The organism is Priestia sp. GS2, assembly GCF_036409025.1.
Lineage (GTDB): Bacteria > Bacillota > Bacilli > Bacillales > Bacillaceae_H > Priestia > Priestia aryabhattai_A.
This window is the reverse complement of the sequence record NZ_JAZGJX010000001.1, coordinates 2,305,412-2,330,986: the sequence shown is the minus strand read 5'-3', so window position 1 is coordinate 2,330,986 and position 25,575 is coordinate 2,305,412. Positions and strand designations below refer to the sequence as shown.

The 25,575-nt window shown below is 37.4% G+C and carries 20 protein-coding genes and 1 other annotated feature; all 20 genes read left to right on the top strand.

The window, feature by feature from the left end:
- The first annotated feature begins 46 nt into the window (after positions 1 to 46).
- The 20 genes from V2145_RS12015 to V2145_RS11920 all read left to right on the top strand — a co-directional run bounded on the left by V2145_RS12015 (position 47) and on the right by V2145_RS11920 (position 25,574).
- The gene (locus tag V2145_RS12015) at positions 47 to 1,099 is read left to right on the top strand and encodes a fatty acid desaturase (protein ID WP_094909659.1); all 1,053 of its coding nucleotides are present in this window, start codon (positions 47 to 49) and stop codon (positions 1,097 to 1,099) included.
- Positions 1,100 to 1,176: 77 nt separating this feature from the next.
- Positions 1,177 to 2,322, top strand: coding sequence for a sensor histidine kinase (locus V2145_RS12010; protein ID WP_094909660.1), 1,146 nt, complete (start codon positions 1,177 to 1,179; stop codon positions 2,320 to 2,322).
- Positions 2,319 to 2,918 carry a response regulator transcription factor gene (locus V2145_RS12005; RefSeq protein WP_094909661.1) on the top strand — a complete coding sequence of 200 codons (600 nt, stop codon included), beginning with the start codon at positions 2,319 to 2,321 and terminating at the stop codon, positions 2,916 to 2,918. The genes V2145_RS12010 and V2145_RS12005 overlap by 4 nt, the downstream gene beginning before the upstream one ends.
- 220 nt (positions 2,919 to 3,138) lie before the next feature.
- Entirely contained in the window at positions 3,139 to 3,261 is a 123-nt protein-coding gene (locus tag V2145_RS12000; RefSeq protein ID WP_256993222.1) for a hypothetical protein, read from the top strand.
- 219 nt (positions 3,262 to 3,480) lie between these two features.
- A complete protein-coding gene (locus V2145_RS11995) occupies positions 3,481 to 4,680 on the top strand; it encodes an MFS transporter (protein WP_094909662.1) in 1,200 nt (399 codons plus the stop codon).
- 72 nt (positions 4,681 to 4,752) lie between these two features.
- Positions 4,753 to 4,988 (top strand) — a binding site (T-box leader).
- Between the two features lie 55 nt (positions 4,989 to 5,043).
- Positions 5,044 to 6,261 carry an MFS transporter gene (locus tag V2145_RS11990; protein WP_330987787.1) on the top strand — a complete coding sequence of 406 codons (1,218 nt, stop codon included), beginning with the start codon at positions 5,044 to 5,046 and terminating at the stop codon, positions 6,259 to 6,261.
- Positions 6,262 to 6,321: 60 nt separating this feature from the next.
- Positions 6,322 to 7,272, top strand: a complete 951-nt coding sequence (locus V2145_RS11985) for an alpha/beta fold hydrolase (protein WP_311858527.1) — start codon at positions 6,322 to 6,324, stop codon at positions 7,270 to 7,272.
- Positions 7,273 to 7,417: 145 nt separating this feature from the next.
- Positions 7,418 to 8,365, top strand: coding sequence for a mannose-6-phosphate isomerase, class I (manA, locus tag V2145_RS11980; RefSeq protein ID WP_330987786.1), 948 nt, complete (start codon positions 7,418 to 7,420; stop codon positions 8,363 to 8,365).
- A gap of 154 nt (positions 8,366 to 8,519) precedes the next feature.
- Complete coding sequence (locus tag V2145_RS11975; RefSeq protein ID WP_311858524.1) at positions 8,520 to 10,886, top strand: glycoside hydrolase family 10 protein; 2,367 nt, start codon at positions 8,520 to 8,522, stop codon at positions 10,884 to 10,886.
- A gap of 190 nt (positions 10,887 to 11,076) precedes the next feature.
- Positions 11,077 to 12,399 carry an ABC transporter substrate-binding protein gene (locus tag V2145_RS11970; RefSeq protein ID WP_330987785.1) on the top strand — a complete coding sequence of 441 codons (1,323 nt, stop codon included), beginning with the start codon at positions 11,077 to 11,079 and terminating at the stop codon, positions 12,397 to 12,399.
- 64 nt (positions 12,400 to 12,463) lie between these two features.
- The gene (locus tag V2145_RS11965; RefSeq protein ID WP_311858521.1) at positions 12,464 to 13,402 is read left to right on the top strand and encodes a carbohydrate ABC transporter permease; all 939 of its coding nucleotides are present in this window, start codon (positions 12,464 to 12,466) and stop codon (positions 13,400 to 13,402) included.
- Positions 13,403 to 13,420: 18 nt separating this feature from the next.
- A complete protein-coding gene (locus tag V2145_RS11960) occupies positions 13,421 to 14,242 on the top strand; it encodes a carbohydrate ABC transporter permease (protein WP_311858519.1) in 822 nt (273 codons plus the stop codon).
- A gap of 54 nt (positions 14,243 to 14,296) precedes the next feature.
- On the top strand, positions 14,297 to 15,658 hold the full coding sequence (locus tag V2145_RS11955) for an FAD-dependent oxidoreductase (protein WP_330987784.1): 1,362 nt from the start codon (positions 14,297 to 14,299) through the stop codon (positions 15,656 to 15,658).
- 3 nt (positions 15,659 to 15,661) lie between these two features.
- Positions 15,662 to 18,208: a glycoside hydrolase family 38 C-terminal domain-containing protein gene (locus V2145_RS11950; RefSeq protein ID WP_330987783.1), complete on the top strand. Its 2,547-nt coding sequence runs from the start codon at positions 15,662 to 15,664 to the stop codon at positions 18,206 to 18,208.
- Positions 18,209 to 18,251: 43 nt separating this feature from the next.
- Complete coding sequence (locus V2145_RS11945; RefSeq protein WP_094909670.1) at positions 18,252 to 19,931, top strand: ROK family protein; 1,680 nt, start codon at positions 18,252 to 18,254, stop codon at positions 19,929 to 19,931.
- A 14-nt stretch (positions 19,932 to 19,945) separates the two neighbouring features.
- Positions 19,946 to 20,839, top strand: coding sequence for an ROK family protein (locus V2145_RS11940; RefSeq protein WP_330987782.1), 894 nt, complete (start codon positions 19,946 to 19,948; stop codon positions 20,837 to 20,839).
- Between the two features lie 11 nt (positions 20,840 to 20,850).
- The gene (locus V2145_RS11935) at positions 20,851 to 21,804 is read left to right on the top strand and encodes an acetylxylan esterase (protein ID WP_330987781.1); all 954 of its coding nucleotides are present in this window, start codon (positions 20,851 to 20,853) and stop codon (positions 21,802 to 21,804) included.
- A 15-nt stretch (positions 21,805 to 21,819) separates the two neighbouring features.
- Positions 21,820 to 23,358 carry a DUF4127 family protein gene (locus V2145_RS11930; protein WP_330987780.1) on the top strand — a complete coding sequence of 513 codons (1,539 nt, stop codon included), beginning with the start codon at positions 21,820 to 21,822 and terminating at the stop codon, positions 23,356 to 23,358.
- Entirely contained in the window at positions 23,352 to 24,041 is a 690-nt protein-coding gene (locus tag V2145_RS11925) for an N-acetylmannosamine-6-phosphate 2-epimerase (RefSeq protein ID WP_094909676.1), read from the top strand. Before V2145_RS11930 ends, V2145_RS11925 begins: the two co-directional genes overlap by 7 nt.
- Before the next feature lie 159 nt (positions 24,042 to 24,200).
- Positions 24,201 to 25,574 carry a HAMP domain-containing sensor histidine kinase gene (locus tag V2145_RS11920; protein ID WP_330987779.1) on the top strand — a complete coding sequence of 458 codons (1,374 nt, stop codon included), beginning with the start codon at positions 24,201 to 24,203 and terminating at the stop codon, positions 25,572 to 25,574.
- Position 25,575: the final 1 nt, after the last annotated feature.

Sequence of the window (25,575 nt, the reverse complement as noted above, 5' to 3'; positions counted from 1 at the left end):
ATATTTATAATTTTAAATAAATTATGAATGTGAAAGGGAAATCCAAATGATTAAACAAAAACAAAAACAAAAAATGTTGAGACAATCAATGGCACCTTATGAAAAGCCAAATGAGAAAAGCAGTATCGTTCAACTGATTAATACTATTGTTCCGTTTTTTGCTTTATGGTTTCTTGCTTATCAAAGCTTAGCGATTTCATATGTATTAACCTTAGCAATCGGAGTGGTTGCCGCTGGCTTTTTAGTTCGAATTTTTATCATTTTCCATGATTGCTGCCACAACTCTTTCTTTAAAAATCGACGCTACAACAAAATTCTCGGTACCATTACAGGAGTATTAACTTTGTTCCCATACAACCAATGGGCACACAGCCATTCCATCCACCATGCTACGAGCGGAAATTTAGATAAGCGTGGAATCGGTGACCTGTGGATTTTAACAGTAGACGAATACTTGGAAGCACCTCGCTCACGTCGCATTGCTTATCGTTTATACCGCAATCCATTTGTGATGTTTGTGATAGGTCCTATCTATGTGTTCTTGATTACAAATCGTTTTAATCGTAAAGGAGCTAAGCGAGCTGAGCGTATCAATACGTATGTTACAAACATTGCGATTGCGCTTATTGTGACAGTTGGATGTTTCACACTAGGATGGCAGTCATTCTTAATGGTTCAAGGTCCGATTTTCTTAATTTCAGGTTCACTGGGCGTTTGGTTATTTTACGTACAGCATCAGTTTGAAGACTCTTATTTTGAAGCAGATGAAGAGTGGGAGTACGTACAGGCAGCAGTTGAAGGAAGCTCTTTTTACAAACTTCCAAAAGTACTACAGTGGTTAACGGGTAACATTGGCTATCATCATGTTCATCACTTGAGCCCTCGTGTTCCCAATTATAACTTAGAAGCTGCTCATAATAATACCGAGCCTCTTCAAAACGTACCGACAATTACACTTCGCACTAGCTTAGAGTCTCTACGCTTTCACTTATGGGACGAAGACCAAAAGAAATTTGTTGGCTTTAACCATTTAAAAACATTTAGCCGTGAAGAACGACAAAAAAGAGTAGCTGTATATTCTAGAGCAAATGTAAAATAATACCCAATGCCATATGTGATTATGATACGATAATCACGTATGGCATTAATTATGAAAGTAAAAGAGGGTTTTACGTCATGAAGAAAAAGGATACGATCTTTCAAAAAATAACGGGAATGTCTCCTTACATATGGACAGTTTTTAGCTTACTGCCTTTTTATTTTGTTTTTCAGTCTTCTTCAATGAATGACATTTTGTTAGGTATTTTGTTAACGATTCTCTTCTTTATTTTTTACCGGTTTGCTTTTATATCAAAAGGCTGGCCGATTTATGTATGGACGGTCCTCCTCATTAGTATATCCATCGCGATGACGACGCTTTTTAGCTACGTTTATTTTTCTTTTTACTTTGCTTTTTTTCTCGCTTATTTCATAGGAAATGTTCAAAAATGGCTTACGTTCATTACGCTTTATATTATTCATTTAGTGAGTACAGCAATTTCACTAAACTATAATATGGTGGCTCAAGAAGAACTGTTTGTTCGCCAACTTCCGGTTATGATTATCATTTATATGAGCGTCATCATCTTCCCTTTTACAATCTATAACCGTAAAAAAAGAGAGCGCTTAGAGGAGCAGTTAGAAGATGCGAATAAGCGAATCTCAGAGCTGGTCAAACAGGAGGAAAGGCAGAGGATTGCTCGTGACCTTCACGATACGCTTGGACAAAAGCTATCTCTAATTGGATTAAAAAGCGACTTGGCACGTAAGCTGATTAATAAAGATCCAGAGCAGGCAAGAGTAGAATTGAAAGACGTTCAGCAAACCGCAAGAACAGCACTAAATGAAGTTCGTAAACTAGTGTCTCAGATGAGGGGCATTCGATTAAAAGAAGAACTAGTACGCGTAGAACAAATACTTAGCGTAGCTGAAATAGAATTTATTCATAATGAATTGGCTCTATCAAACGTTTCGCCGCTGACGGAAAATATTTTAAGCATGTGCTTAAAAGAAGCAGTAACAAACGTTGTAAAGCATAGCAGAGCCTCTTACTGTGAAGTCAATATTGTACAATCTAAAGATGAAATTATGATTACCATTCAAGATAATGGACAAGGCATTGCAAGTAAAGATGCTTTGCAACATGGTAACGGACTTATTGGTATGAGAGAAAGGTTAGAGTTTGTCAATGGAACGCTAGATATTCAATCAGATGAAGGAACAAAAGTAATTGTGAAAGTTCCGAGCGTGCGTAAGCAAGTGGAAAAGGAGGAAGAGAGATGATTCGAATCGTTATAGCTGAGGATCAGCGGATGTTGTTAGGTGCTTTAGGGTCTTTGTTAAGCTTAGAAGATGATATGGAAGTCGTTGGGAAAGCATCGAATGGAGAAGAAGCAGTAGCTCTTGCGCGTCAGCATCATCCCGATATTTGCATCATGGATATTGAAATGCCTCTTAAAACAGGGTTAGAAGCAGCAGAAGAGCTGGAAGACCTCGATTGCAAAGTGATTATTTTAACGACTTTTGCACGCTCTGGTTATTTTCAACGAGCGTTAAAAGCAAAAGTTAGCGGCTACTTGTTGAAGGATAGCCCAAGCGAAGAGCTAGCAAGCTCCATTCGCAGTATTATGCAAGGGAGACGCATTTATGCTCCTGAGCTTGTGGATGACGTATACGGGGAAGAAAACCCGCTAACGGAACGCGAAAAAGAAGTACTTCAGCTTGTAGCTGATGGCAAAAATACAAAAGAAATTGCAGAAGAGCTGTCTTTAAAAACAGGTACCGTACGAAACTATATCTCCACAATTTTGGATAAGCTTGAAGTGAAAAATCGTATTGAAGCTATTACGCGCTTTAAAGAAAAGGGTTGGTTTAAATAAATGGAAAAAAGGGGACATGTTACTATGTTCTCTTTTTTGTGTTTATTCTAAATTTTCTGATATCATTATTTTACATTGTAAGCGATTTCGTTTATAATGAAAGCAGAAGAGATGATTACTCTCATTACATTATTTAATTGAAAAAGAATGGCTAATAAAATAAACATAATGATTGGGAAATTTAATGGTTAATTGAACTAGTAGAGGAGATGAAACAGAAATGGTAAAACAGGAAAAGTTAATGTTTGGTGACTTCATTCAAGGTGATCGCTTCGAATTACATTCTTACCTTGTTTATTTGTTTCAGCAGTCTCAAAGAAAGATTAGACAGATTAAACAGTAAGCAAATTGACATGATTTCAACATTCCATTATACATAAGCGGTAGCGCTTCGTTTTTTAACGACGCTACCGCTTATTATATGAAAAAAAAGAATAGATTATCTAATTGACAACAGCATGTCTAGCAGTATAAGTTATACTACGTGTAGAAAAAAATGAACATGAAGTATACTGATGTAGCATGCTATTTTTGTGTTCCAATAGGAGGAGAGACAGCTCGAATGTCTGGAGAACAAAGAAAAAAGATCATTATTTTAATGATTAATATGTTTATTGCAGTTGGAAGCTTTGGAATTATTATTCCAATCCTGCCTGCATATTTACAGTCAATTAATCAAGGAGGAACTGCAGCAGGGTTAATGATTGCTATTTTTGCAGGTGCACAGCTTATTTTTTCACCAATTGCAGGAAAGTGGTCCGATCAATATGGTCGACGAAAAATGATTATATATGGACTCGCTGGGTTAACGCTATCCATGTTTATCTTTTACGCAGTCAATTCAATTTGGTTGCTTTATGCATCGCGCGTCATTGGTGGAGTGGGTGCCGCTTTACTTATTCCTGCAATCTTTGCATATGTTGCAGATATTACAACGATGGAGCAGCGTGCAAAAGGAAACAGTCTCGTCTCAGCAGCTATGTCACTAGGGATTGTAATTGGACCTGGAATTGGTGGCTTTTTAGCTGATTTTGGCTTGAAGGTTCCGTTTTTAGTCTCAGCACTTGTATCTCTTGTAGCTGTTTTATTTTCAATGATGTTATTAGAAAATAGTGAAACAGAAGAAGCTACAGCAGCACGAGCGGCTATTCAAGATAATGAGTCTATGGTTTTGAAACTAGCACGCTCTGTTAAGATGCCTTATTTTATACCGCTTGTTATTACTCTTGTGATGAGCTTTGGGCTCATGGCGTATGAGTCAGTGCTGGGTCTATTTTTGGATAATCAGTTTGGAGCTACCCCGCAGCAAATTGCTTTAATGGTTACAGCAACAGGAATTGTTAGCGTTATTGTGCAGTTGTTTCTAGTAGATCGTATTGTTCGCACATTTGGTGAAGTTGCGGTATTGAACATTTTTATCGGCGTGGCAGCACTTGGGTTTTTATTATCATTGTTCACAAGGAGCTATAGCTTATTCTTTGTCATTTCGCTGATTATTTTCCTTGCAACGTCTATTCTTCGTCCAGTCTTAAACACGCTTATTTCGAAGATGGCCGGTAATGAACAAGGGTTTGCTATGGGAATGAACAACGCTTATATGAGTATCGGAAATGTATTAGGTCCAACTCTTGCTGGCGTTTTATTTGATGTACAAATTATGTATCCGTTTGTACTAGGTCTGGTTTTATTACTTGTAACGCTCGGTATTACGATAGTGTGGCAAAAGCGTACGCTAAAACAAAGCGCACTTGTGAATAAATAAAAAGAAAGAGAGAAGTCTCGCTCTTTCTTTTTATTTACATATTTTAATAGTTTGTGGTAATATATAGAAAAAATAAACACGGTGAAGAGAAGAGTAAATAAATAAGCTTTGCACAGAGAGCCCGGTAGCTGAAAACGGGTCAAAGTGAATTTGTTGAACCAAGTCTCAGAGAGGCATATCGGAACATTTAAGGGATGATATGACGGGTGCTCCTGTTACAGAGCTAAGGTATGATTGTACCTGATGAGATTGATGTGGTGACATGTCAATAAACTGGGGTGGCAGCGCGATAAAAACTCGCCCCCAAGACAGTATTTTTGTCTTGGGGGCGAGTTTTTTTATGCCCTAAAGGGGGAGAGAGTAATGAAGAAGACAGGATTATATGGGAGAGGGTTACTTTTAGCAAGTATTGGCATATCGGGGATTGGTAGCTGGATTTATTTCATTGCGCTGAATTTACTTGTTCTGGATGTGACGAACTCACCCCTAGCTGTTTCTGGTCTTTATATGGTAAGAGCAGCAGCATCTATGTTAACCAATATATGGGCGGGGAGTCTAATTGATCGTTTAAACAAAAAGTATTTGATGATTGGATTAAACCTTATGCAAACTGTTTTTATTTTGTGGTTAGCCTCGTCAACGTCCATTTTAGCTATGTATGTACTCGTTGGAATTATAACAGCCGTAGGTGCAGCATATGAGCCAACATCAATGGCATATATGACGAAACTTTTACCTGAAGAAAAGCGGAAGAGGTTTAACTCTATGCGTAGCCTTTTGGATGCAGGAGCGTTTTTTACCGGTCCGGCAGTTGCGGGTGTATTAGTGATGATTGGTACACCAGCATTAGCTATTTACATTAACAGCGTCGCGCTGTTGATTTCGGTATTCCTGCTGTGGTATGTGCCAAACTTAGAAAGAAACGATTTTACCACACAAAAGGTTCAAACGTTCTTTTTCCATATGGTTAAAGCGGATTGGCATTTGGTATTTTCTTTTAGTCGACATGCAGTAGGAATTATGTGTATTTATCTATTCTTTAGTTTCATGAACGTTTTAATGACGGCAACAGATTCATTAGAAGCAGCTTTTTCACTAAAAGAGCTAGGGCTAACAGAGGGAGAGTATGGACTATTGGTTAGTATAGCTGGTGGAGGTGTACTTATCGGTGCCCTTCTTAACACCATAATAGTTGAAAAAATTCCTACACCTTGGCTCCTTGGCATGGGGAGCATACTAACAGCTGGAGGATATATGTTATTTACAAATTCGACTACATTTTTTATAGCAGCCTGCGGATGCGCCTTGATATCGTTTTCTATGGCATTTGCGAACACGGCATTCTATACATTTTATCAAACGTATATTCCAGTTGAAATGATGGGGCGGGTTGGAAGCTTATATGGAGTGATAGAAAGTCTATGTATTATAATCGTAACGGCTTTGTTTGGAGTTGCAACAGAGGTACTATCCATTCGATTGGTCGTTATAGTGGGAGCAACTTTAATGGTTATTGTAGCTTTAGCATTATGGACTTGTAGTTTACGGGTGCTTGCTCAAAGAGAAAACGCTAGTACATAAATTGGCAACAATATGAGCCTTCAAACGTTTTATTAATAGTTAAATCGTAGGAGGGCTTATATGTTAAAAAAAATAATAAAAAGAGTAAACATATCTTTAGCTATAGTATGTGTAACATGGATAACCTTGCATCAAATATTAACTGTTGTGGAAGAAAATCGCTACCCACCCTTAGGAGATCTTGTAGAAGTAAAAGGAAAGCAGATGCATATCTATCAAAAAGGTAAAGGGAAACAAACAATTGTATTATTAGCGGGCCTTGGAACACCTGCTCCAGTTGTTGATTTTTCTCCTCTTATGAACGAGTTATCACATACCTATAAAGTCGTAGTTGTGGAGCCTTTTGGTTATGGTTGGAGTGATTTTACAGAGGATGAACGATCGGCTGAAAATATTATTGGAGAAGTAAGAAGTGCATTGAAAAAAGCAGACATACAAGGTCCATATATTCTTATGCCTCATTCGGTGTCAGGCATTTATGCAATGTATTATGCCAATCACTACCCTGATGAAGTGGAAGCCATTGTTGGCATTGATCCAACGTTCCCAAAGATGCTAAGGTATTTTGGTGAAGCGGCCCCAACGATGCCAATTATTTTTCGATTTGCTGCTCCAACAGGAGTGGCTCGTCTAGTAGTTGAACGTGATGATGAGTCTTATTTACCTATAACTCAACCAGGAACTTATTCTAGCAAAGAGTTAAAAATGATAAAGGTAAAGACTAGCATAAAAGGATACAACAAAAACATCATTATGGAAATGAATGAGATAGAAAGAAATATAAATAAAACGGAATCCTTGAATATTCCAAATAAAGTACCAGTCTTAATTTTTGCTAAGAACTTTCAGAAAGAAAAAAACGGCAAATCAATACAATCATTTTATGAGCAGGAAATTGCAAATCAGCATCATCATAAAGTGGTGATGTTAAACGGACATCATTACCTTCATTGGACACATTCTCATGAAATAGTTGAAGAGCTAAACCTCTTTTTAAAGCAAACCAATTAATGAAAGTGAGTTGTATCTTGCTAGTAGTTATTTAATAAAACGCTTGCAATTTTCTGAATTATCATTCTAAAATAAACTCAGCGTGAACATTCATGCGTACAGAGGGTGTATTTACACTTTTATTAGTGAAAGGGGAATTTATTTTATGGGAGAACCAATTTTTTTTAAACCAGTTTTTCATGATCGCATTTGGGGAGGAACAGCATTAAAGGATGTATTTAATTATGAAATTTCTTCAGAATTAGTTGGTGAGTGTTGGGGAATATCAGCTCATCCTCATGGACCTTCGGCGATAGAAAAAGGTTCCTTTTCGACAAAAACGTTAGATGAACTATGGAAACAATATCCTGAGATTTTCAATTATTTAGAAAGAGATCAATTTCCTTTACTAGTGAAAATTTTAGATGCGAATGAAGATTTGTCCGTTCAAGTTCATCCAGGAAACGAATATGCATCAACTTTTGAGCAAGGAGAAATGGGCAAGACAGAATGTTGGTACATCCTTGACTGCAAAGAAGGAGCAGAAATCATTTATGGTCATCATGCAGCTACAAAAGAAGAATTTGCAGAAATGATTACCAAAGGTCAATGGGATCAGCTCTTAAAAAAAGTTAAAGTTAAGCCAGGAGACTTCTTTTATGTACCAAGCGGCACCATTCATGCTTTAGGCAAAGGAACTCTCGTATTAGAAATTCAGCAAAACTCTGACACTACTTATCGAATTTATGATTATGATCGCGTTGATAAAAATGGAAACAAAAGAGAATTACATTTAGAGAAAGCACTTGACGTTACAAACGTTCCTCATACCGATTTTAACCATTCGATATCTGTAACTAGAGATAAAAACATTACAATCACAACGTTTATTCAAAGCCAATATTTTTCTGTACATAAATGGGCAGTTAATGGAGAAGTCTCGCGTTTGATAACCGACCCATTTTTGCTATGTAGTATTATTAATGGAGAAGGAAAGTTAGTCTATCGTGATAGAGAATATCTATTCCAAAAAGGGAGTCATTTTATGTTACCGGCGTTAATCCATGAAGTTGACATTATAGGAAAATGTGAAATCATGGTTTGTCACCCGTAAAATTAGGTAGAAGTACCTGTTTTTTCTAAAAAATATTTTTTTTGGTTTAAAAAGAAAATAAATTTCATTAAAATAAAAACTATCAAAATAATTTTATAAATATTTTGATAGTCTTGTAATTTGTAAGCGTTATCAAATCAGGGAGGGATAAGCCATGAGTTCAAAGTCTAAGCTATTAGTAAATTCTGCTCTTGTTTCAACCATTGTTCTATCTTCGTTAGGGATGTCTTCGTCTGTATCAGCTGAAAACCAAGTCACGCCTGTTAATGTTTTAACCATTCAAGATGAATCTGGGGAGCGCATAGCTATTAATCAAGTAAATCAGCTAGGCAATGAAAATAAGCTAGTTTTGTTTAATGATGCGTTTAGCTACTATACCGAAACAAGTATGGGAAGCAAAGAAGTAGTCTTAAAAAAAGTAGGGCTAAACACGTATGAAGTAATTAAAAAAACAAATGGAGATAGTGAAATACCTGAAGGTGGTCTAGTTTTATCAACTGGAGCAAAAACATTAGCCGAGATTGAGGGCTTTTTGAACCAACTTCAAAATGGTGAAACAGTTACGCTTCTTGAACCGGTTGCAAAAATTGAGCATAAAAAGTCTAACTCTGTTGATCCGACAAAAGCGTCTAATCCAGATGGTGCAATATATGATGGGTTTAGAGGACCGGATCAATTAATTGTATATACTTCTAAGTTTGGTGATACAACAAAAACGAATCAATATGGCTATGAAATCACAGTAGAAAATGGTTTTGTCACAAAGTTAGGGGGAGGAAACTCTAAAATTCCTCAAAACGGCTTTGTGGTGAGCGGACACGGCATAGGAGCTAATTGGCTTTCATCTCATTCAATCATAGGGGCTAAAGTAGAGGTTAATGAAGCGGGTGAAGTGACCATCACTCAAAATGTTGAAAGCTTTGCATATCAAAGTCAAAAAGCAATTGAACAAGCTCATGCTTCAATTAAAAAAGCAGGTGAAGAATTTCTAGACGTTGAAATGAAAGAAGCGAAAGAAGCTGCTGGCAAAGCCGAATCTTTGCTGAAAGAAGCCAAAGCGATACAGGAAGAAAACCCGCTGAAAGCATTGGATTTAACTAGACAAGCTACCCAATTAGCATATGACGCTTATTACTATTCACTTCCTTCTCATGTAGCAGAGCAACGTGCTATTTGGTATCGTCCAGAAGAAACTACTTTGGCTGGTGTAAAGCAAGTGCTCGATCGCATGGAGAAAGCGGGGTTTAACTCCGTTTATCTTGAAACAACATTTCATGGCTATACTATTTACCCTAGTGACACAATGAAGGAATATGGACTTCCTGCACAGCATCCTCGCTTTCAAAACGGAGACTATGAAAAGTATGGAAAGGACTTGTTAGCGGCTTATATAGAAGAAGGGAAAAAGCGTGGTCTCACTATTCAAGCTTGGACAGATGGATTTATGGTTGGTGAGTCTAGTTTGGGAGTTCCTTCCCAGTTTAGCAAATATCCTGAATGGGCAGCTATTCAGCGTGACAATAAATCAGGAAAGCCAGCACCAGATACGGCAAGTAAGTATTATTGGTTAGATATTGCACAGCCTGATGTTCAAACGTTCATGCTAGATGTTTATAAAGAAATGCAAACGAAATATGATATTAAAGGGTTAAACATTGATTACATGCGTTATCCACACCACGCTCCTAATCAAAGCTACGGGTTTAGCACAGCAGTACGTGAATTATATAAAGAAAAGTTTGGGGTTGATCCTTATGAGATTGACTCAGTAACGGATAAGGAAGAATGGAATAAGTGGCAGGAATGGCTGAGAGAAAAAGAAAATTTGTTTGTAGACAAGCTACACACTCAATCGAAAAAGATAGACAAGAAATTTATGATGACAGCTACGCCTGAACCTGGACCAGAAGCTGTGCTGATTAGCGATTGGAAAGACGATATTGACGGAGTCATACCGCAGGCTTATGGGCATGATTTCAACAGTATTCAAAAAACAGTAACAGATAGTAAAAAGCTGATGCCTGAAGGAACAATGTACTATACTGGAATTTATTCTTTCTATCACCATTTAAGCGAAATGGCTGCCGTAGATGATGTATTATCCGCTAAGCATGGTACATCAGGTGTCAATATGTTTGCATTTGGACAAGCAAGTGCTCCGTCTGTAGATGCTCTTGGCAAAGGGCCTTGGCGAGAAAAGGCAGTAAATCCTGGAGAAGAGCCTCTGGTGGCATCTCAAGTTCTGTTAGAAGAAATGATGAGTTCTCTTCACGAGATTTATATAAAAGAAGGAGCAGTAAATCGTAAGGACGGAAAGAATTTAGAGAAGCAGGTTAAACAGATTATAAAATTGTTGAAGAAAAACCCGAAAGCAGTAGACTCTGCTGTTCGAGATGGCTTAGACAAAATAAATGAACTTGTCAGCCAAGGAAAAATAAATGAAACAGTTGGAAAGCGTATGAAAGAAGATCTAGAGCAAGTGAACATGTGGGTAAGCTATTCACTGAATCATCAGCAGTAAGCAAAGGGAGCGGGCCTTGATTTAAAAGGTCCACTCTTTTTATTCTATGACATATATACCGAAAAGAAATTAATTTTCAAAAAAATATAAAAAAGTAAAATAATTTTGAAAACGTATTGATATTCTACAATTCACCTTGTATTATAAAGAAAGAAAACGCTTTCTATCAGATTCATAGGGGGAATGGATAATGAGAAAGAAAAAAAACAAATTATTAGTTGGGACGATTGTGGTAGCGCTGTCTACAGGCATGGTTGCCTGTGGAAAAGAAGATGCTAGCAGTAAAGCACCTTCAGGAGGTGAACTATCTGGAGAAGTCACGCTTTGGACAGCGTCTTTATCTGGGGATCCATTTGATACATACTTTGATAACATCGAGAAAAATTTTGAAAAACTTCATCCAGAAGTCGATGTCATTATTGAAGATGTTCCACAAAATGAAATGGAACAAAAGGTATTAACATCTTTAACCGGAAATGATGTTCCAGACGTTGTAAATTTAAACCCACATTATATGTCTAACATAGCGGCACAAGGCGGGTTGTTAGAGTTAGATGATATGGTAAGTGATCAAGCCAAAGATTCATTTGTCGAAGGGCCACTCCAATCTGGGATTTATGATAAAAAACTTTATGCTTTGCCTTGGTATTTAACAACGACAGTATCTTGGTATAACGCCGATCATTTTGAAAAAGCTGGAGTAAAGGAGCTGCCAACTACAGTTAAAGGTATTTATGATACAGCCAAGTCTATTACTGAAGCTACTGGAAAACCTTCTTACTATCCAGTTATCAATGATGGTAATACTATCATGGAAAAGATGGTATCGATAGCAAACGGAACACCTATTGTAGAAAACGGCAAAGCGACGTTTGAAGATAATAAAGATTTAGTAGAATTCTTCACGGTAACACAGAAGATGTACAAAGAAGGAATTATTCCACAAGAAACGGCTGAAGGTTCATTGAAAACAGGTCAAGAACTATACATGGCAGGTAACATTTCCTTTTTGGAGGGTGGGGTAACCTTTTTAGGCCCTGTTGAATCAGGAGCTCCTGAAGTATATAGTGCATCAAAAGCAGGTCAACCATTAGAAAACGAAAAAGCACCGATTAATGTAGCTGTTATGAACTTTGCCGTACCGGCGAAAACGCAAAATAAAGAGGCTGCAGTAGCATTAGCTGAGTTTGTAACAAACGCAGAAAATCAGTTGGAATTTGCAAAAACAGCTGGAACCGTTCTTCCATCAACAAAAGAATCTTTAGAAGATGACTATTTTAAAAAACCTGGTGATTCGCCAAAAGGATTTGGAATGCTTCAAGCTTCTGAAGCATTAAATCGTTCTAAAGTATTAATTCCACCTACGGAAAACAGTGCAGACTTACGTGAAGCTACTAAAAATATCTTTGTGAAGAATTTGCAAGGGAAAGTTACGCCAAAAGAAGCTTTAAAAGAGTTAGCTGAGGAGTGGAACAAGTCGTTTGAAGAAACAGGTGAAGAAGTAACGTTTTAGGTAATAGAAAAAAGAATAGCTTGCTAGTAAGCTATTCTTTTTTGTTTATAAAGGAGAGTAGGGTATGGAGAGAGAACACGTTGTATTACATAACAAAGTAAACGTTATTTCGAAGAAAAAGCGCAAGGTAGGCATGAAACAATTATCCCCGTGGCTCTTTTTGCTTCCTTCTATCATCATTTTAGGAACGTTCTTAGTGTTTCCGATATTAGAAGCATTTAAATGGAGTTTATTAGATTATAAAATTATCGCAGGTACGGGTGAGTATGTTGGGCTAGCGAATTTTAAAGAGTTATTTGGTGATAAAAATTTCTGGACAGCTCTTGTTAACACATTAGTATTTTTAGTTATCGTTCTTCCGCTCAATGTTTTTTTGCCAATGATCTTAGCGGTTCTTGTAAATCAGAAAATTAAAGGTGTTTCGACCTTTCGAATTCTATATTACCTTCCTGTCATTACGCCTATGGTTGTAGCTGCGCTAATGTGGAAAATGCTTTATTCACAAAACGGACTTGTATCTGCAGTTCTTGTTAAACTTGGATTGTTTGATGCTCCAACGAATTTACTTGTACAATCAACAACGGCTCTAGTTGCAGTTGCTGTAATCACTGTGTGGAAAGGTCTAGGATATTACATGATTATTTACTTAGCAGGCTTGCAAAGTATCCCAAAAGATGTTTATGAGTCTGCTAGCATTGATGGAGCGTCGATTTTTCAACAGTTTCGCCATATAACAGTTCCAATGTTGACGCCTTCTCTCACGCTTGTTTCTGTGATGACAATCATTGCTGGAATGAAGGTTTTTGAAGAAATTGCGCTTACAACTGGTGGTGGACCATCTGGTGCTACAACCACGTTAGTTATGTACATCTATGAGAAATTTATGAGGTTAGATGTAAGCATTGCCTCAGCAGCAGGAATTGTGTTGCTAATCCTAGCAATTGGTGCATCACTTCTTCAAATGAAGGTAACAAGTAAACGTGAAGATGATTTAAGAGCTTAATGAGAGGAGAAGACATACATGCAACCGAAATTGTCTCAAAAATTCATCCTATACTTATTAATGATATTAATTACTTTCTTAACAATTGGACCCTTTATGCTTACGCTATTGATGGGATTGAAATCTCCAGGAGAAGGGATTTATACAAGCATTTTGCCAGCAAACCCAACCATAGATAACTTTGTAACTGCATTTGATAAAGCTAACTTCGGTACGTATTTTATCAATACGGCAATTGTAACCATAATAGCAATTCCATTAAATCTTTTATTTTGCAGCTTGGCAGCATATCCTCTAGCTCGAATGAACTTTAGAGGACGAAGTATAGTATTAGCTTTAATTATTTCTACAATGATGGTTCCATTTCAGCTCTACATGGCTCCTTTATTTCAGCTAGCTGGTGAGCTCGGGTTACGCAACACGTACCTAGGTCTTGTAGTCATGCAAGTTTCTACGGCATTTGGAATCTTTTTAATGCGACAAGCTTATTTGCGAATCCCAAAGGAATTAGAGGAATCCGCTTATTTAGATGGTGCAAATCAATTGAAGGTATGGTATCTTGTCGCCTTGCCGTTGGTAAAGCCAACGCTTGTTACCCTAGCAATTTTTACATTTATGGGAACATGGGGAGATTATTTGTGGCCTCTTTTGAATTCTACCGAAAGTAGTATGTACACCCTCTCTATTGGATTAGCGCAGTTATCTCAGAATTTTGATGGATCTAATTTAAAATTAATTAGCGCTGCTTCAATCTTAACTACGCTTCCAACATTGCTGATTTTTATTTGGCTTCAAAAGTATTTTATCTCTGGAGCAACGGATGGAGCTGTAAAAGGGTAAGGAGGTAAACTACACTATACACTTTTGGTTGTCATAGTTAAATCAGGGGAAGGGTTGAACGTATTGAAACAAATTATGTTTTTTAATCGGGCTATTCCTGTTATTTATGAAGTTGATTGTGTTGTTGTTGGAGGAGGCACAGGTGGTGCTGCGACAGCTATCGCTGCATTGGAAGAAGGGCTTACAGCCCTTGTTGTCGAGAAAATGATATCCCTCGGTGGAACCCAAACTAATGCCTTAGTATCACCTATGATGCCGACTTATGTAAAAAGTCAACGAGTGAACCAGCTTATTATTGAAAGGCTGCACAAAGAAAATATCAGCACGAGTGATGGTACCACAGCATGTAGTTGGTTTAATGTAGAAACCCTGAGCTATGTTTTGGAGCAGTTGATTATAGAACGAAAAGGGCATATATTGTATGACGCCAATTATATTGACTGCCTGAAAGAAAATAACAACATTTCATACATTATTGTCAATACATGTGATGGTCTCGTCGCAATAAAAGGAAAAACTTTCGTGGATGCGACTGCTGATGCTATGTTATCTCGAAGTGCCGGAGTAAGAGTGGAAGCTGGAAATGTGGATGGACAAAATCAACAGATATCTTTTCGTTTTGAAATGGGTGGAATAGACATTCCAACATTGCGGCACTATGTGTTATCAAAAAACGAACAATTTTGTCAAATTGAAAACGCCAGTTTTTTTGAAATTGCGATGGTACCAGGTAAGGGCCACGTCTTAGAACCCCTCTTTCAAAGCGCATACGAAGCAGGGGATTTAGTAGAAGAGGACCTCCGATATTTTCAAGCATTTACGCAGCCTGGAAAACCAACGGTAATGTCATTTAACTGCCCTCATATCCCAGGTGTTTTTCAGACTACTAGCCCCATGTTGCGATCTCAAGCGGTAACTAAAGGCCGTGAAATGATCCATCGTTTGGCCGCTTTCTTGAAAAAATATATCCCTGGATTTTCTAATGCGTATTTACTAAAGGAAGCGACGCAGCTGGGAATTAGAGAGTCTTATCGTATCATTGGAAAATACGTATTAACAGAGCAAGACTATGTAAATCGTGCACGCTTTAATGATGGAATTGCACAAGGTGATTGGTATATTGACGTACACAGTGTAGGGAATCAGTATGTAAATGAATCGAAGTATACAAAAGGTGAGTATTACGAAATTCCGTACCGATCGCTTATCACATATGAGGTTAGTAACCTAATAGTAGTAGGACGTCATATCTCTAGTACATTCCTTATGCAGGCTTCTTTGCGTATTCAGCCGACTGTTCGCAGTATGGCCCAAGCTGCTGGAATGGCCTGCGCTTATTCTCTAAAAGCGAATATTCCATTAAACGAAATTGATGGTTCGTATATAAAAGTGTTACTTGAACATATGGAGGCATAAAGCATGAATCGAATTAAAGAAGTACACATTTTAAACCATACGCATTGGGATCGTGAATGGTATGAAACGTTTGAAGAATTTCGCTATAAGCTTCGAAACGGTTTGAGATATGTTCAAAGACTTCTTGACGAGGGACAGATTGAATCCTTTTTTTTAGATGGGCAAACAATTGTTTTAGATGACTTTAAAGAGATTGTAAATGAAGCGGAGTATGAGAAGCTGCTTCAGTATATCAAAAATGGCAAAATAGAAGTAGGTCCATGGTATTTATTAGCAGATGAATTTTTAGTATCTGGAGAATCAATAATAAAAAACTTGGAACTTGGCATTAAAAAAGCAAAAGAGTCTGGGTCAACTTATAAAATTGGCTATCTTCCAGATACCTTTGGTCATAATAGTCAGATGCCGCAAATTTTCCAAGGTTACAATATTCCTTTTGCCCTTATATGGAGAGGTGCTGTGTCAAACACATTAGAAAATGAATGGGTTGGAGCAGATGGAAGTTCTGTTCGTACAGTGGTTTTGCCATTAAAAGAAGGATATTATCAAACATTTTTAAAACATAAAGGTTTCATTGAAGAGACCGATGATTATATAAGAAGAAGTGAGCCATATGTGACACAAGGAAAGCTCTTATTGATGAACGGAGCAGATCATACTTACACATGTGAGAACCTAGACAAGCGAGTTGCTCAATTAAATGAACAATTCCAAGATATTACGTTTAAGCAGTCGTCCATGTCAGCTTATATCAAAACGTATGAGGGCCAAAAGTTTTCTGAGAGGATCTACGAAGAGCAGCGTAATCCATCTAAAGTGTTTATTCTGCCAGGCGTCTATTCGACTCGTTCTTATTTAAAAAGAGATAATCAACGTTGTGAAGACGAGGCTGTCAGTGTTATGGAAGCTTTAAACGTTTGGACTAATGGAAATACAAACTCAGAACAGTTTATGGAATATGTTTGGAAGTTAATTCTACAAAACCAACCTCATGATAGCATCTGTGGTTGTAGCATTGATGCAGTTCATACAGAAATGGAGGTTAGGTCTCAAAAAGCACTTCACGCAATTGAACAGTTTAAAAAAGACATATTAAATAATGAATATCCATTTGAATTTTTAGATGAAACGGTTGAAAATTCGTACCTATATTGCATAAATAATCTACCGTTTGCAGCGGTGTATCCTGTATATGCTCAAATAAAAATTCCAGCAACACAAGATTTGGGAGCCATTAAACTGTTTTATAATGAAAAAGAACTATCGTTTGATTTATTAAAAAGAGAGCAAAAAGAAGGTTTTTTTCGGCATATTTTAGCAGAGCCACACTACGGTGAATATGTATACTACGATGTCTTATTCATGCTTGAGTTTAACGGTGTTGAGACAAAAAGAGTGGAAATTAAACGAGCGGTTGCTCACCAAGAGACCATTACGGACTCCAAAGAGACATTTATTGAGAATGAATTTTATCGCATTACTTGGGATAATAGGGGGCTAAAAGTTGAAAATCGTAAAACGGGAACGGTATACGATAACCAACATCAATTAATATCATCACTTGATGCAGGAGACACATACAACTATTCACCTCCTATTAATGATCAAACGAGTAAAGCTAACCTAGTAAAAGTAACAGATGTTGTAAAAGGAAAAAACTATCAGTCTCTCACGCTTCATTATGAAATGAATCTACCCGCTTCATTAAATAAAGAGAGAACAGGTCCAAGTAAACACAATGTGATGAACACAATAGTTACAACAGTAAAGCTCTATAAGCACAACAAGCAGATTTGTTTTAAAACAGCTGTTCATAATCAAGCGAAGGACCAAAAATTACGTGTGGGCTTCCAAGTTAGAGCAGCAGATTATAGCTATTCAGATACAGCGTTCGATGCAAGAAAAAGAGAAACAATTCGAGATAAACAGGTAGATGTGCCAAAAGATAAAGAGGCTATCATGAACCAATATCCAACGTATTCTAGTGTTATCGCAAATGATCATCAAGTTGTTCATCGAGGTATGCAAGAGTATGAAGTAGATAGGTTAGAAGATGAGGACTATGTATTCTTAACAATGATTCGAAGCGTTGGATGGTTATCTAGACGGGATTTGCGAACGAGAGGGAATGGTGCTGGGCCAAGCTTTGAAGTAAAAGGTGCACAGTGTTTAGGTCAATATGAGTTTGAGTACGCCTTAATAGTGGGAGAGCATAATCATTCGTGGAATAATGGAAGAGCGTTAAGACAATCAGTTGTTACTCAACAGTCCATGGCTTATGAACGTGAACAGCAGCTGTTTATCCAGTCTTCACAAAAGATTGTGCATTCATCATTTATGCAAGCAGGAAAAGGTGCGTTTTATATACGAATGTTTAATCCATCTGAGCTAAATGAACCCACAATGCTATCGTTCGGAATTAATGTCGCAGAACTGAGTGAAGTAAACTTTGATAATGAAATTATGTACACGTACGAGGCAAAATCAGACGTAGAAATATCGTTTAAGCCAAAGGAAATAAAAACACTTTTAGTCAAAAGAGGAGAGTAGCAGAACGATAGTGTTCTGATTTTAGAAATGAAGGTGATCGGTAATGAGAAAATTTATAGCATTTGATATTGGCGGTACGCTAATTAAATATGGTGTGCTTACGGAAGATGGAGTGTTTGTAGAAAAATATGAATGTGAAACAGAAGCACACTTAGGCGGTCCTCGTATTATTGAAAAGGTAAAAAAATATGGAAGTCAGCTTCTTGAGACAAACAGCGTTAGCGGGATATGTATTAGTACAGCTGGACAAGTGGACTCAAAAAAAGGGGAAATTCTGTACGCTTCTTCACTCATTCCAGAGTATACGGGGATGCCTTTAAAAAAAGAATTAGAAGCATATTTTAACCTGCCCGTAGAAGTTGAAAATGATGTCAATTGTGCTGGATTAGCAGAGTCGTGGATTGGAACAGGGAAAGATGCTAAAAGTATTTTTTGCCTAACAGTTGGTACGGGAATTGGAGGTAGCTTTATTCTAGATAATAAGCTGCACACGGGTCATAGCTTTAGTGCAGGTGAAATTGGATATATTCCCATTGAAGGAAGTCAATTTCAGGAGTTAGCATCAACTAGAATATTGGTTCACAATGTTGCCAAACGAAAAGGGATTCCAGAACAGCAATTAAACGGTAAAGGTATTTTTAACTTTGCCCGTCAAGGCGATGAAATTTGCATTCAAGAGATTGAAAGGTTGGTATATTATCTGTCAAAAGGGATTACCACAATAGCATATATGATGAACCCTGAGATGATTATAATCGGGGGCGGTATAACTGCACAAAAAGATTATTTATATCCTCTTATTATGAAACAATTACAAAAAGACGTAATGCCAGCTGTATTAGATAAAGTGCAAATTAAAATTGCAAGAAATTTAAATGATGCCGGAATGATTGGAGCACTTCGACACTACTTATTACAAGAAGCGTTACAGCCGTTAAAGAGTATTACAACTATTATCGAGTCGAATAGTCATAAGCTAACGAAAAGAGAGCAAATGATTGCGAAGTATATCATCCTAAACTTAGAAACGGTTCCAAACAAAACAATCTCTGAGATGTCACGTCAAATTAACGTTTCTGAAGCAACCATTACGCGATTTTGTCAGAAGCTAGAATTTGGATCTTACAACAAGCTGAGATTAATGGCGAAAGAGGCAACGGTTAGTACAAGAATTTATGAGCATTCAGAATTAACAAGCTTAACAGCAGTTAAGCAAACATATATGAATATGCTAGCTAAATTTGATAGCCTTTATAAAATTGAAAATGTTGAAGTCTTTAAAAAGCAGCTGAAAAAGGTGAAGCAAATCTATTTATACGGAGCAGATGACATGGCATTTGTTGCCACACAATTAAAGTATAAGTTCATGAAACTAGGAATAGCAGCTGATGCTTTTTCAAACTTATACGAAATGGAGATGTCTACTTATGCAATGAGAGAACATACAGTCGTGATAGGGTTGAGCTCCTCAGGCTATTCAACAGATGTAGTAAAGATGATGGAGCGTGCTAAAGAACTAGGGGCACTTACAATCAGTATTACAAGCCAACAAGATTCTCCTCTTTCCCATGTATCAGATATGCGATTACTAATTCCAGCGTCAGAGGATATTAACGGAGCTAGCTGCTCTATTAATGAGGTTTCTTCTTTTTATTTATTAGACGTTCTATTACAAGAATTAAAGAGTAATGAAATGGAAGTAAATCAAAAAAGCATTATGTAAATGGAGGGAGTTACGTGTTAATAGGGGCTGTTGAAGCGGGAGGAACAAAGTTTGTCTGCGGTGTTGGGAATGAAAAAGGGGATATTATTGACTATACGTCATTTCCAACAACAGGGCCTGAACAAACGTTATACGCTGTATACGATTATTTTTCTGCATACAATTTGCAGGCGCTAGGAGTAGGTTCATTTGGACCAATTGATTTAGATAGCCAAAGTAAAACCTATGGCTATATCACCGCAACTCCAAAAAGAGCTTGGACGAATTATCCGTTTCTTCAAATGTTAAAAGAACATTTTTCTATTCCGATTGCGTTCAGTACGGATGTAAACATAGCAGCTTTTGGTGAATATACCTTTGGAGCTGCTAGAGGTCTTAATAGCTGCATATATATGACAGTTGGAACAGGGATTGGTGTTGGTGCAGTAGTGGGAGGAGATATTTTACACGGAATGAGCCACCCTGAAATGGGTCATATTTTTGTAAAAAGACATCCGAGGGATTCCTTTTCAGGTGTGTGCTCTTACCACGGAGATTGTTTGGAAGGTTTGGCTTCAGGTCCAGCTATTGAACAGCGGTGGAATGAAAAAGCATATCACCTTCCTGTTCAACATCAAGGTTGGGAGATAGAAGCAGACTACCTTGCTCAAGCGTTAATGAATTATATCCTCATTCTTAGTCCTAAAAGGATAATCTTAGGGGGAGGAGTAATGAAACAGACACACTTATTTCCGATGATTCGCAGAAAGCTTGACTTTTACATGAATAATTACATACAACACCCATTACTTCAAGAGCTTGACACTTATATTGTTCCTGCATCATTGGGAGATTTAGCTGGTTTAAAAGGAGGGATTGCTTTTGCTAAGCAATTCATCACTCGTAATCCCAAGACTACCTCTGAGTAAGGAGGCATCTGATGGACAATTCTACATTCTTTCAATCGAATAATGTTAACGAAAAACCAAACTTAACAAGGCAGCCCGATTTTGAAGAGTTTTGGCGTACGCGCATAGAAGAAAGTACAAAGCAATTGTTAAATATTGAAGTAAATAAAAGGGCGTACTGGATTGAAGGGCTTGAAGTATCGGATGTATCTTTTAATGGGTTTCGAAATTCGCGTATTCATGCTGTATATATCCGTCCAAAGAGAACAACTCAAAAAGTACCTGCAGCAGTGGTGTTTCATGGCTACAATTGGAATACTCTGCAACCACATCAAATGTTTAAATATGCTATTCAAGGCATTCCAATATTGCTAGTAGAAGTACGCGGTCAGAACATTAAGTCTTCAGATAATAATGGTTATCCATATGGAGGTTCTGCAGGCTGGATGACTTTGGGGATACATAGTCCAGATGATTATTACTATAGCTATGTATATATGGATGCATATCGGAGTGTTGATGTGTTGAGAGCGCTATCAAAAAAATCTGTCGTTCTTGTTGATGGAAGTAGCCAAGGGGGAGCTTTGGCAGCAGTGACAGCGGCCTTACAAACTCAAATATGTGCAGCCTTTGTAGATATTCCTTTTCTAGCTGCTATTCATGAATCTATCAATCTTGCAACAGAAGGACCTTATCAAGAAATTAATCATTACTTTCAAGTGCACGATCCGCTTCATAAAACGAGAAATGACGTATTGAAAACGTTAAGTTACGTAGACTGTTTAAATTTTGCAAGTTACATTACATGCCCGACTCTAGTAGGTGTAGGACTAAAAGATGTTACTTGCCCTTCACCTGGTACTCTGGCTTTCTATCAACATCTATCAGCGAGAAAAGATATAAGAATATATCCAGAGTATGGTCATGAATTGCCGCCAATACATGATGAAGAGAAGTTAGCATTTTTAGCAGGTTATTTGTTATAAGAAAGGAGAAGTTACGTGAACATTGCATATCTACCAATTGATGAGCGTCCTTGTAATACAGATTATGTAAGACGCATTGCTGATTCTTCAGCAGAGGTTAAGCTTTTCTTACCGCCTCAAGAAGCATTAGGTTATAAGAAGCTTCCTGCTGATAAAGAAATGATTTGGAAATGGATAACGGACGTAGCCTCAGAAGTGGAAGCCATTATCTTAAGCATTGATATGTTAATATACGGAGGGCTATTGCCATCTCGAATTCATTATTTAAGAAATACAGAAGCAACTTTATGGATCGAGCGTTTGCGTTCTTTACGCAAGGAGCATCCAGGTTTACTCATCTATGCTTCAAATTTGATTATGCGAACTCCCAAATATAGTTCGAGTGATGAAGAGCCTGACTATTACGAAGAATGGGGAGAGCATATTTTCTTAAGGGCGTATTTACAGAATAAAAAGCAGCGTGAACATCTAAAAAAAGACGAAGAGTTACAGCTTCAAAATCTTATTGACACCATTCCGAAAAAGTATATAGACGACTATGAAGAGCGAAGAGCTTTTAACTCTACTATTAATACGAGCATGTTAAAGCTTGTAAAAGAAGGAACTCTTACATTTTTAGCGATTCCACAAGATGACAGTTCAGAATATGGTTATACCTCTATAGATCAAGCGAAAGTTATGAAAGGAATTGAAGCGCTTCGCTTACATCAACATGTACAGATGTATCCAGGAGCGGATGAGGTAGGGGCAACATTATTAGCTCGTGTTTATACTCAATTAAAAGGAAAGCGCCCACGAATTTATCCTATATGGAGCAGCACCTTAGGGCCTCAGCTTATCCCAATGTACGAAGATCGACCTTATCAAGAAAGTTTAAAAGCACACCTTTTTGCAGCCGGATGCCAGCTAGCTGAGACGGCAACGGAAGCGGATATCATTTTAGCTTACAATACCCCCGGGCGCGTAATGCAAGAATCATGGGACCAGAGCGATAAAGATATTACATATACAAGTTTCAGGCATCTACTAACCTTTGTAGATCAGATAAAGCAGTTTTTAAATCAAGGAAAACAAGTAATTGTGGCAGATTGTGCGTATGCCAATGGTGGAGATAAAGAACTGATTACGCTGCTTGATGAAGAGAGGTTATTAGACAGACTTTTATCGTATAAAGGATGGAATACAAACTGTAATTCGCTTGGTACAACACTTTGTCAAGGCGTACTTGGACTACAAGGGAACAAGCAAAAGATTATTGAAAATATTATCTATCACATTATTGATGATTATATTTATCAAGCAGAAGTGCGTATGAAGATGGTAGAGGATTTTTTACCATTACATAACCTTACATATTTTAATTTGAAAGATAAAGTTGCGTTAGTAAATAAAGAGCGTAATAAGAGAGTAAGGGATGCTTATCAATTATTAATTCATCACAGTTTTGAAACAATCACCCGTGTAGATGTTCAAACGTTTGCCCCTTGGAATCGAATGTTTGAGTGTGGTTTGATCTTAAAATGTGAACAAAGCGAGGTTTCTAAAAAATGTTAGAAAAGATAAAATCAGGATTAGTCGTGTCTTGTCAGGCATTAGAAGACGAAGCGTTATATGGTGCGGATATCATGAAGAAAATGGCTGATGCCGTTACTAGAGGTGGCGCAATGGCAATACGTGCCAACGGAATAAATGATATTCTTGCTATTAAAATGGCCATTAAAGTACCTATGATAGGAATTATAAAAAGAGAGTATCCGGATTCAGAGGTCTATATTACACCTACTATAAAAGAAGTAGAGCAGCTAGTTGAAGCAGGGGTAGAGTTAATTGCAATTGATGCTACTAATCGTTTGAGACCTAACGGTGTAGCGTTACAAGATTTTATTAAAGAATTAAAAAACAGATTCCCAAAGCAAAAATGGATGGCAGATTGTGCGACATTAGAGGATTGTTTAGGAGCTGAAGCTCTAGGTTTTGATTGCGTAGGTACGACGTTATACGGATATACTAAGGAAACGTTAAATAAAAAACTATACGAACATGATTTTGAATTCCTTAAGGAAGTTGTTGCTCATGTAAATGTACCCGTTATTGCAGAAGGAAATGTTCTTACACCTGAGCAAGCGGCAAAGGCTTTAGAGTACGGAGCACATGCGGTAGTGGTAGGAGGAGCGATTACGCGTCCCCAACAAATTACAGAACGTTTCGTAGCAGCAATTAAAGAGGTTACTAAATAATAAAGAAAAAGAGATGCCAACTCTATGATTGGTATCTCTTTTTCTTTGGTACTTATTTTAACAAGGTGAATAGAAACAAATTTTGTGAAGGGGTATCTGCACACTTTCTTCATATCTATCCTTTATAATAGATGTACATTAACAGGGGAAGTGAAAGAAGTGAATAAAGTATCCATTAAACTGGGACTATTGTTTTTAGTTTTCATCTTGGTTATTGAAGCAGGTTTATTTTTCTATTTATATACAGGATTAGCGAACACACGTATTTCAGAAGAGTTAGAGAGCTTGAGAGTAAGAGGAAATAGTCACCGAGAAGTATTAGAGCAACATCGTGATCCCGTAACGCTTAGTCACGTTGCATTGATGGAGTCAGAGACGGATACGGATGTTGTCATTACCAACATAAATGGGAAAGTGTTGAGTTCTTCAACTCCTCTTATTACAGGAGCAAAAGAGGCTGTGAATGAGTGGAGAGATAAACAGTTGCCTTATGAAGGGGAGATTTTGCAAAGAGATTGGAAACAAAATCCTTATATTGCAACAGCTTCTCCAATTGAAGTAAATGAACGCCAAGTTGGTACAGTGTATATGTTTAAAGATACGAAAGATATCAAAGGAATGATTGATCGCCTCCAGCATCACTTTTACATAGCTGGTGTTATTTCCATTTTATTCGCGATTGTTACAACATTTGCTTTATCAAAGCTAATCACAGCACCTTTAGTTAAAATGAAGCATGCGACAGAAAAGATTAGTCAAGGTCATTTGATGGTAAAACTGGGGGCGCATTCTCGGGATGAGGTTGGGCAGTTAGGAACATCCATTCAAGCGCTTGCCAATGAACTGCAGCGTTTAAAAAAAGAGAGGAACGAGTTTTTGAGCAGTATTTCGCACGAACTTCAAACGCCGCTGATGTATGTAAAAGGTTATGCAGATATGGCAAAGCGTCATGAAACAAGTGAAGAAAACCGAACAAAATATTTAAGGATTATTGAAGAAGAGGCTGCGAGAATTTCAAAACTTGTAAAAGATTTATTTCAGCTTGCTCGTTTAGATAAGAATACGTTTCTCATTGAAAAGCAAAAAGTTGAACTTCACTTTTATTTAGTAAAAATCTGTGAAGCATTTCAATTAGCTTTAAGTGAAAAGAATGTCCATATTGAACTAAATTGTCCTAAGCATGTAAACGTACTAATTGATGAGGAGCGTTTTATGCAAGTCATTACAAACGTTTTAGATAATGCCTTAAAGTATTCTGAAACAAAAAAGATTTTAATGAGCGTTGAAGAAGGTAATTCACACGTCAAGCTGTCTATTCAAGACTACGGAGTGGGAATTCCAAGTGAAGACGTCCCATACGTATTTGATAAATTGTATCGCGTAGATAAATCAAGGTCTCGAAAAAATGGAGGCTATGGTTTAGGGTTATCGATTGTAAAAGATATTGTAGAGGCACATGGTGGAAAAGTAGAGATGACAAGCATAGTAGAAAAAGGAACAACCGTGAGGATTTCATTGCCAAAGGAGCGTTAAT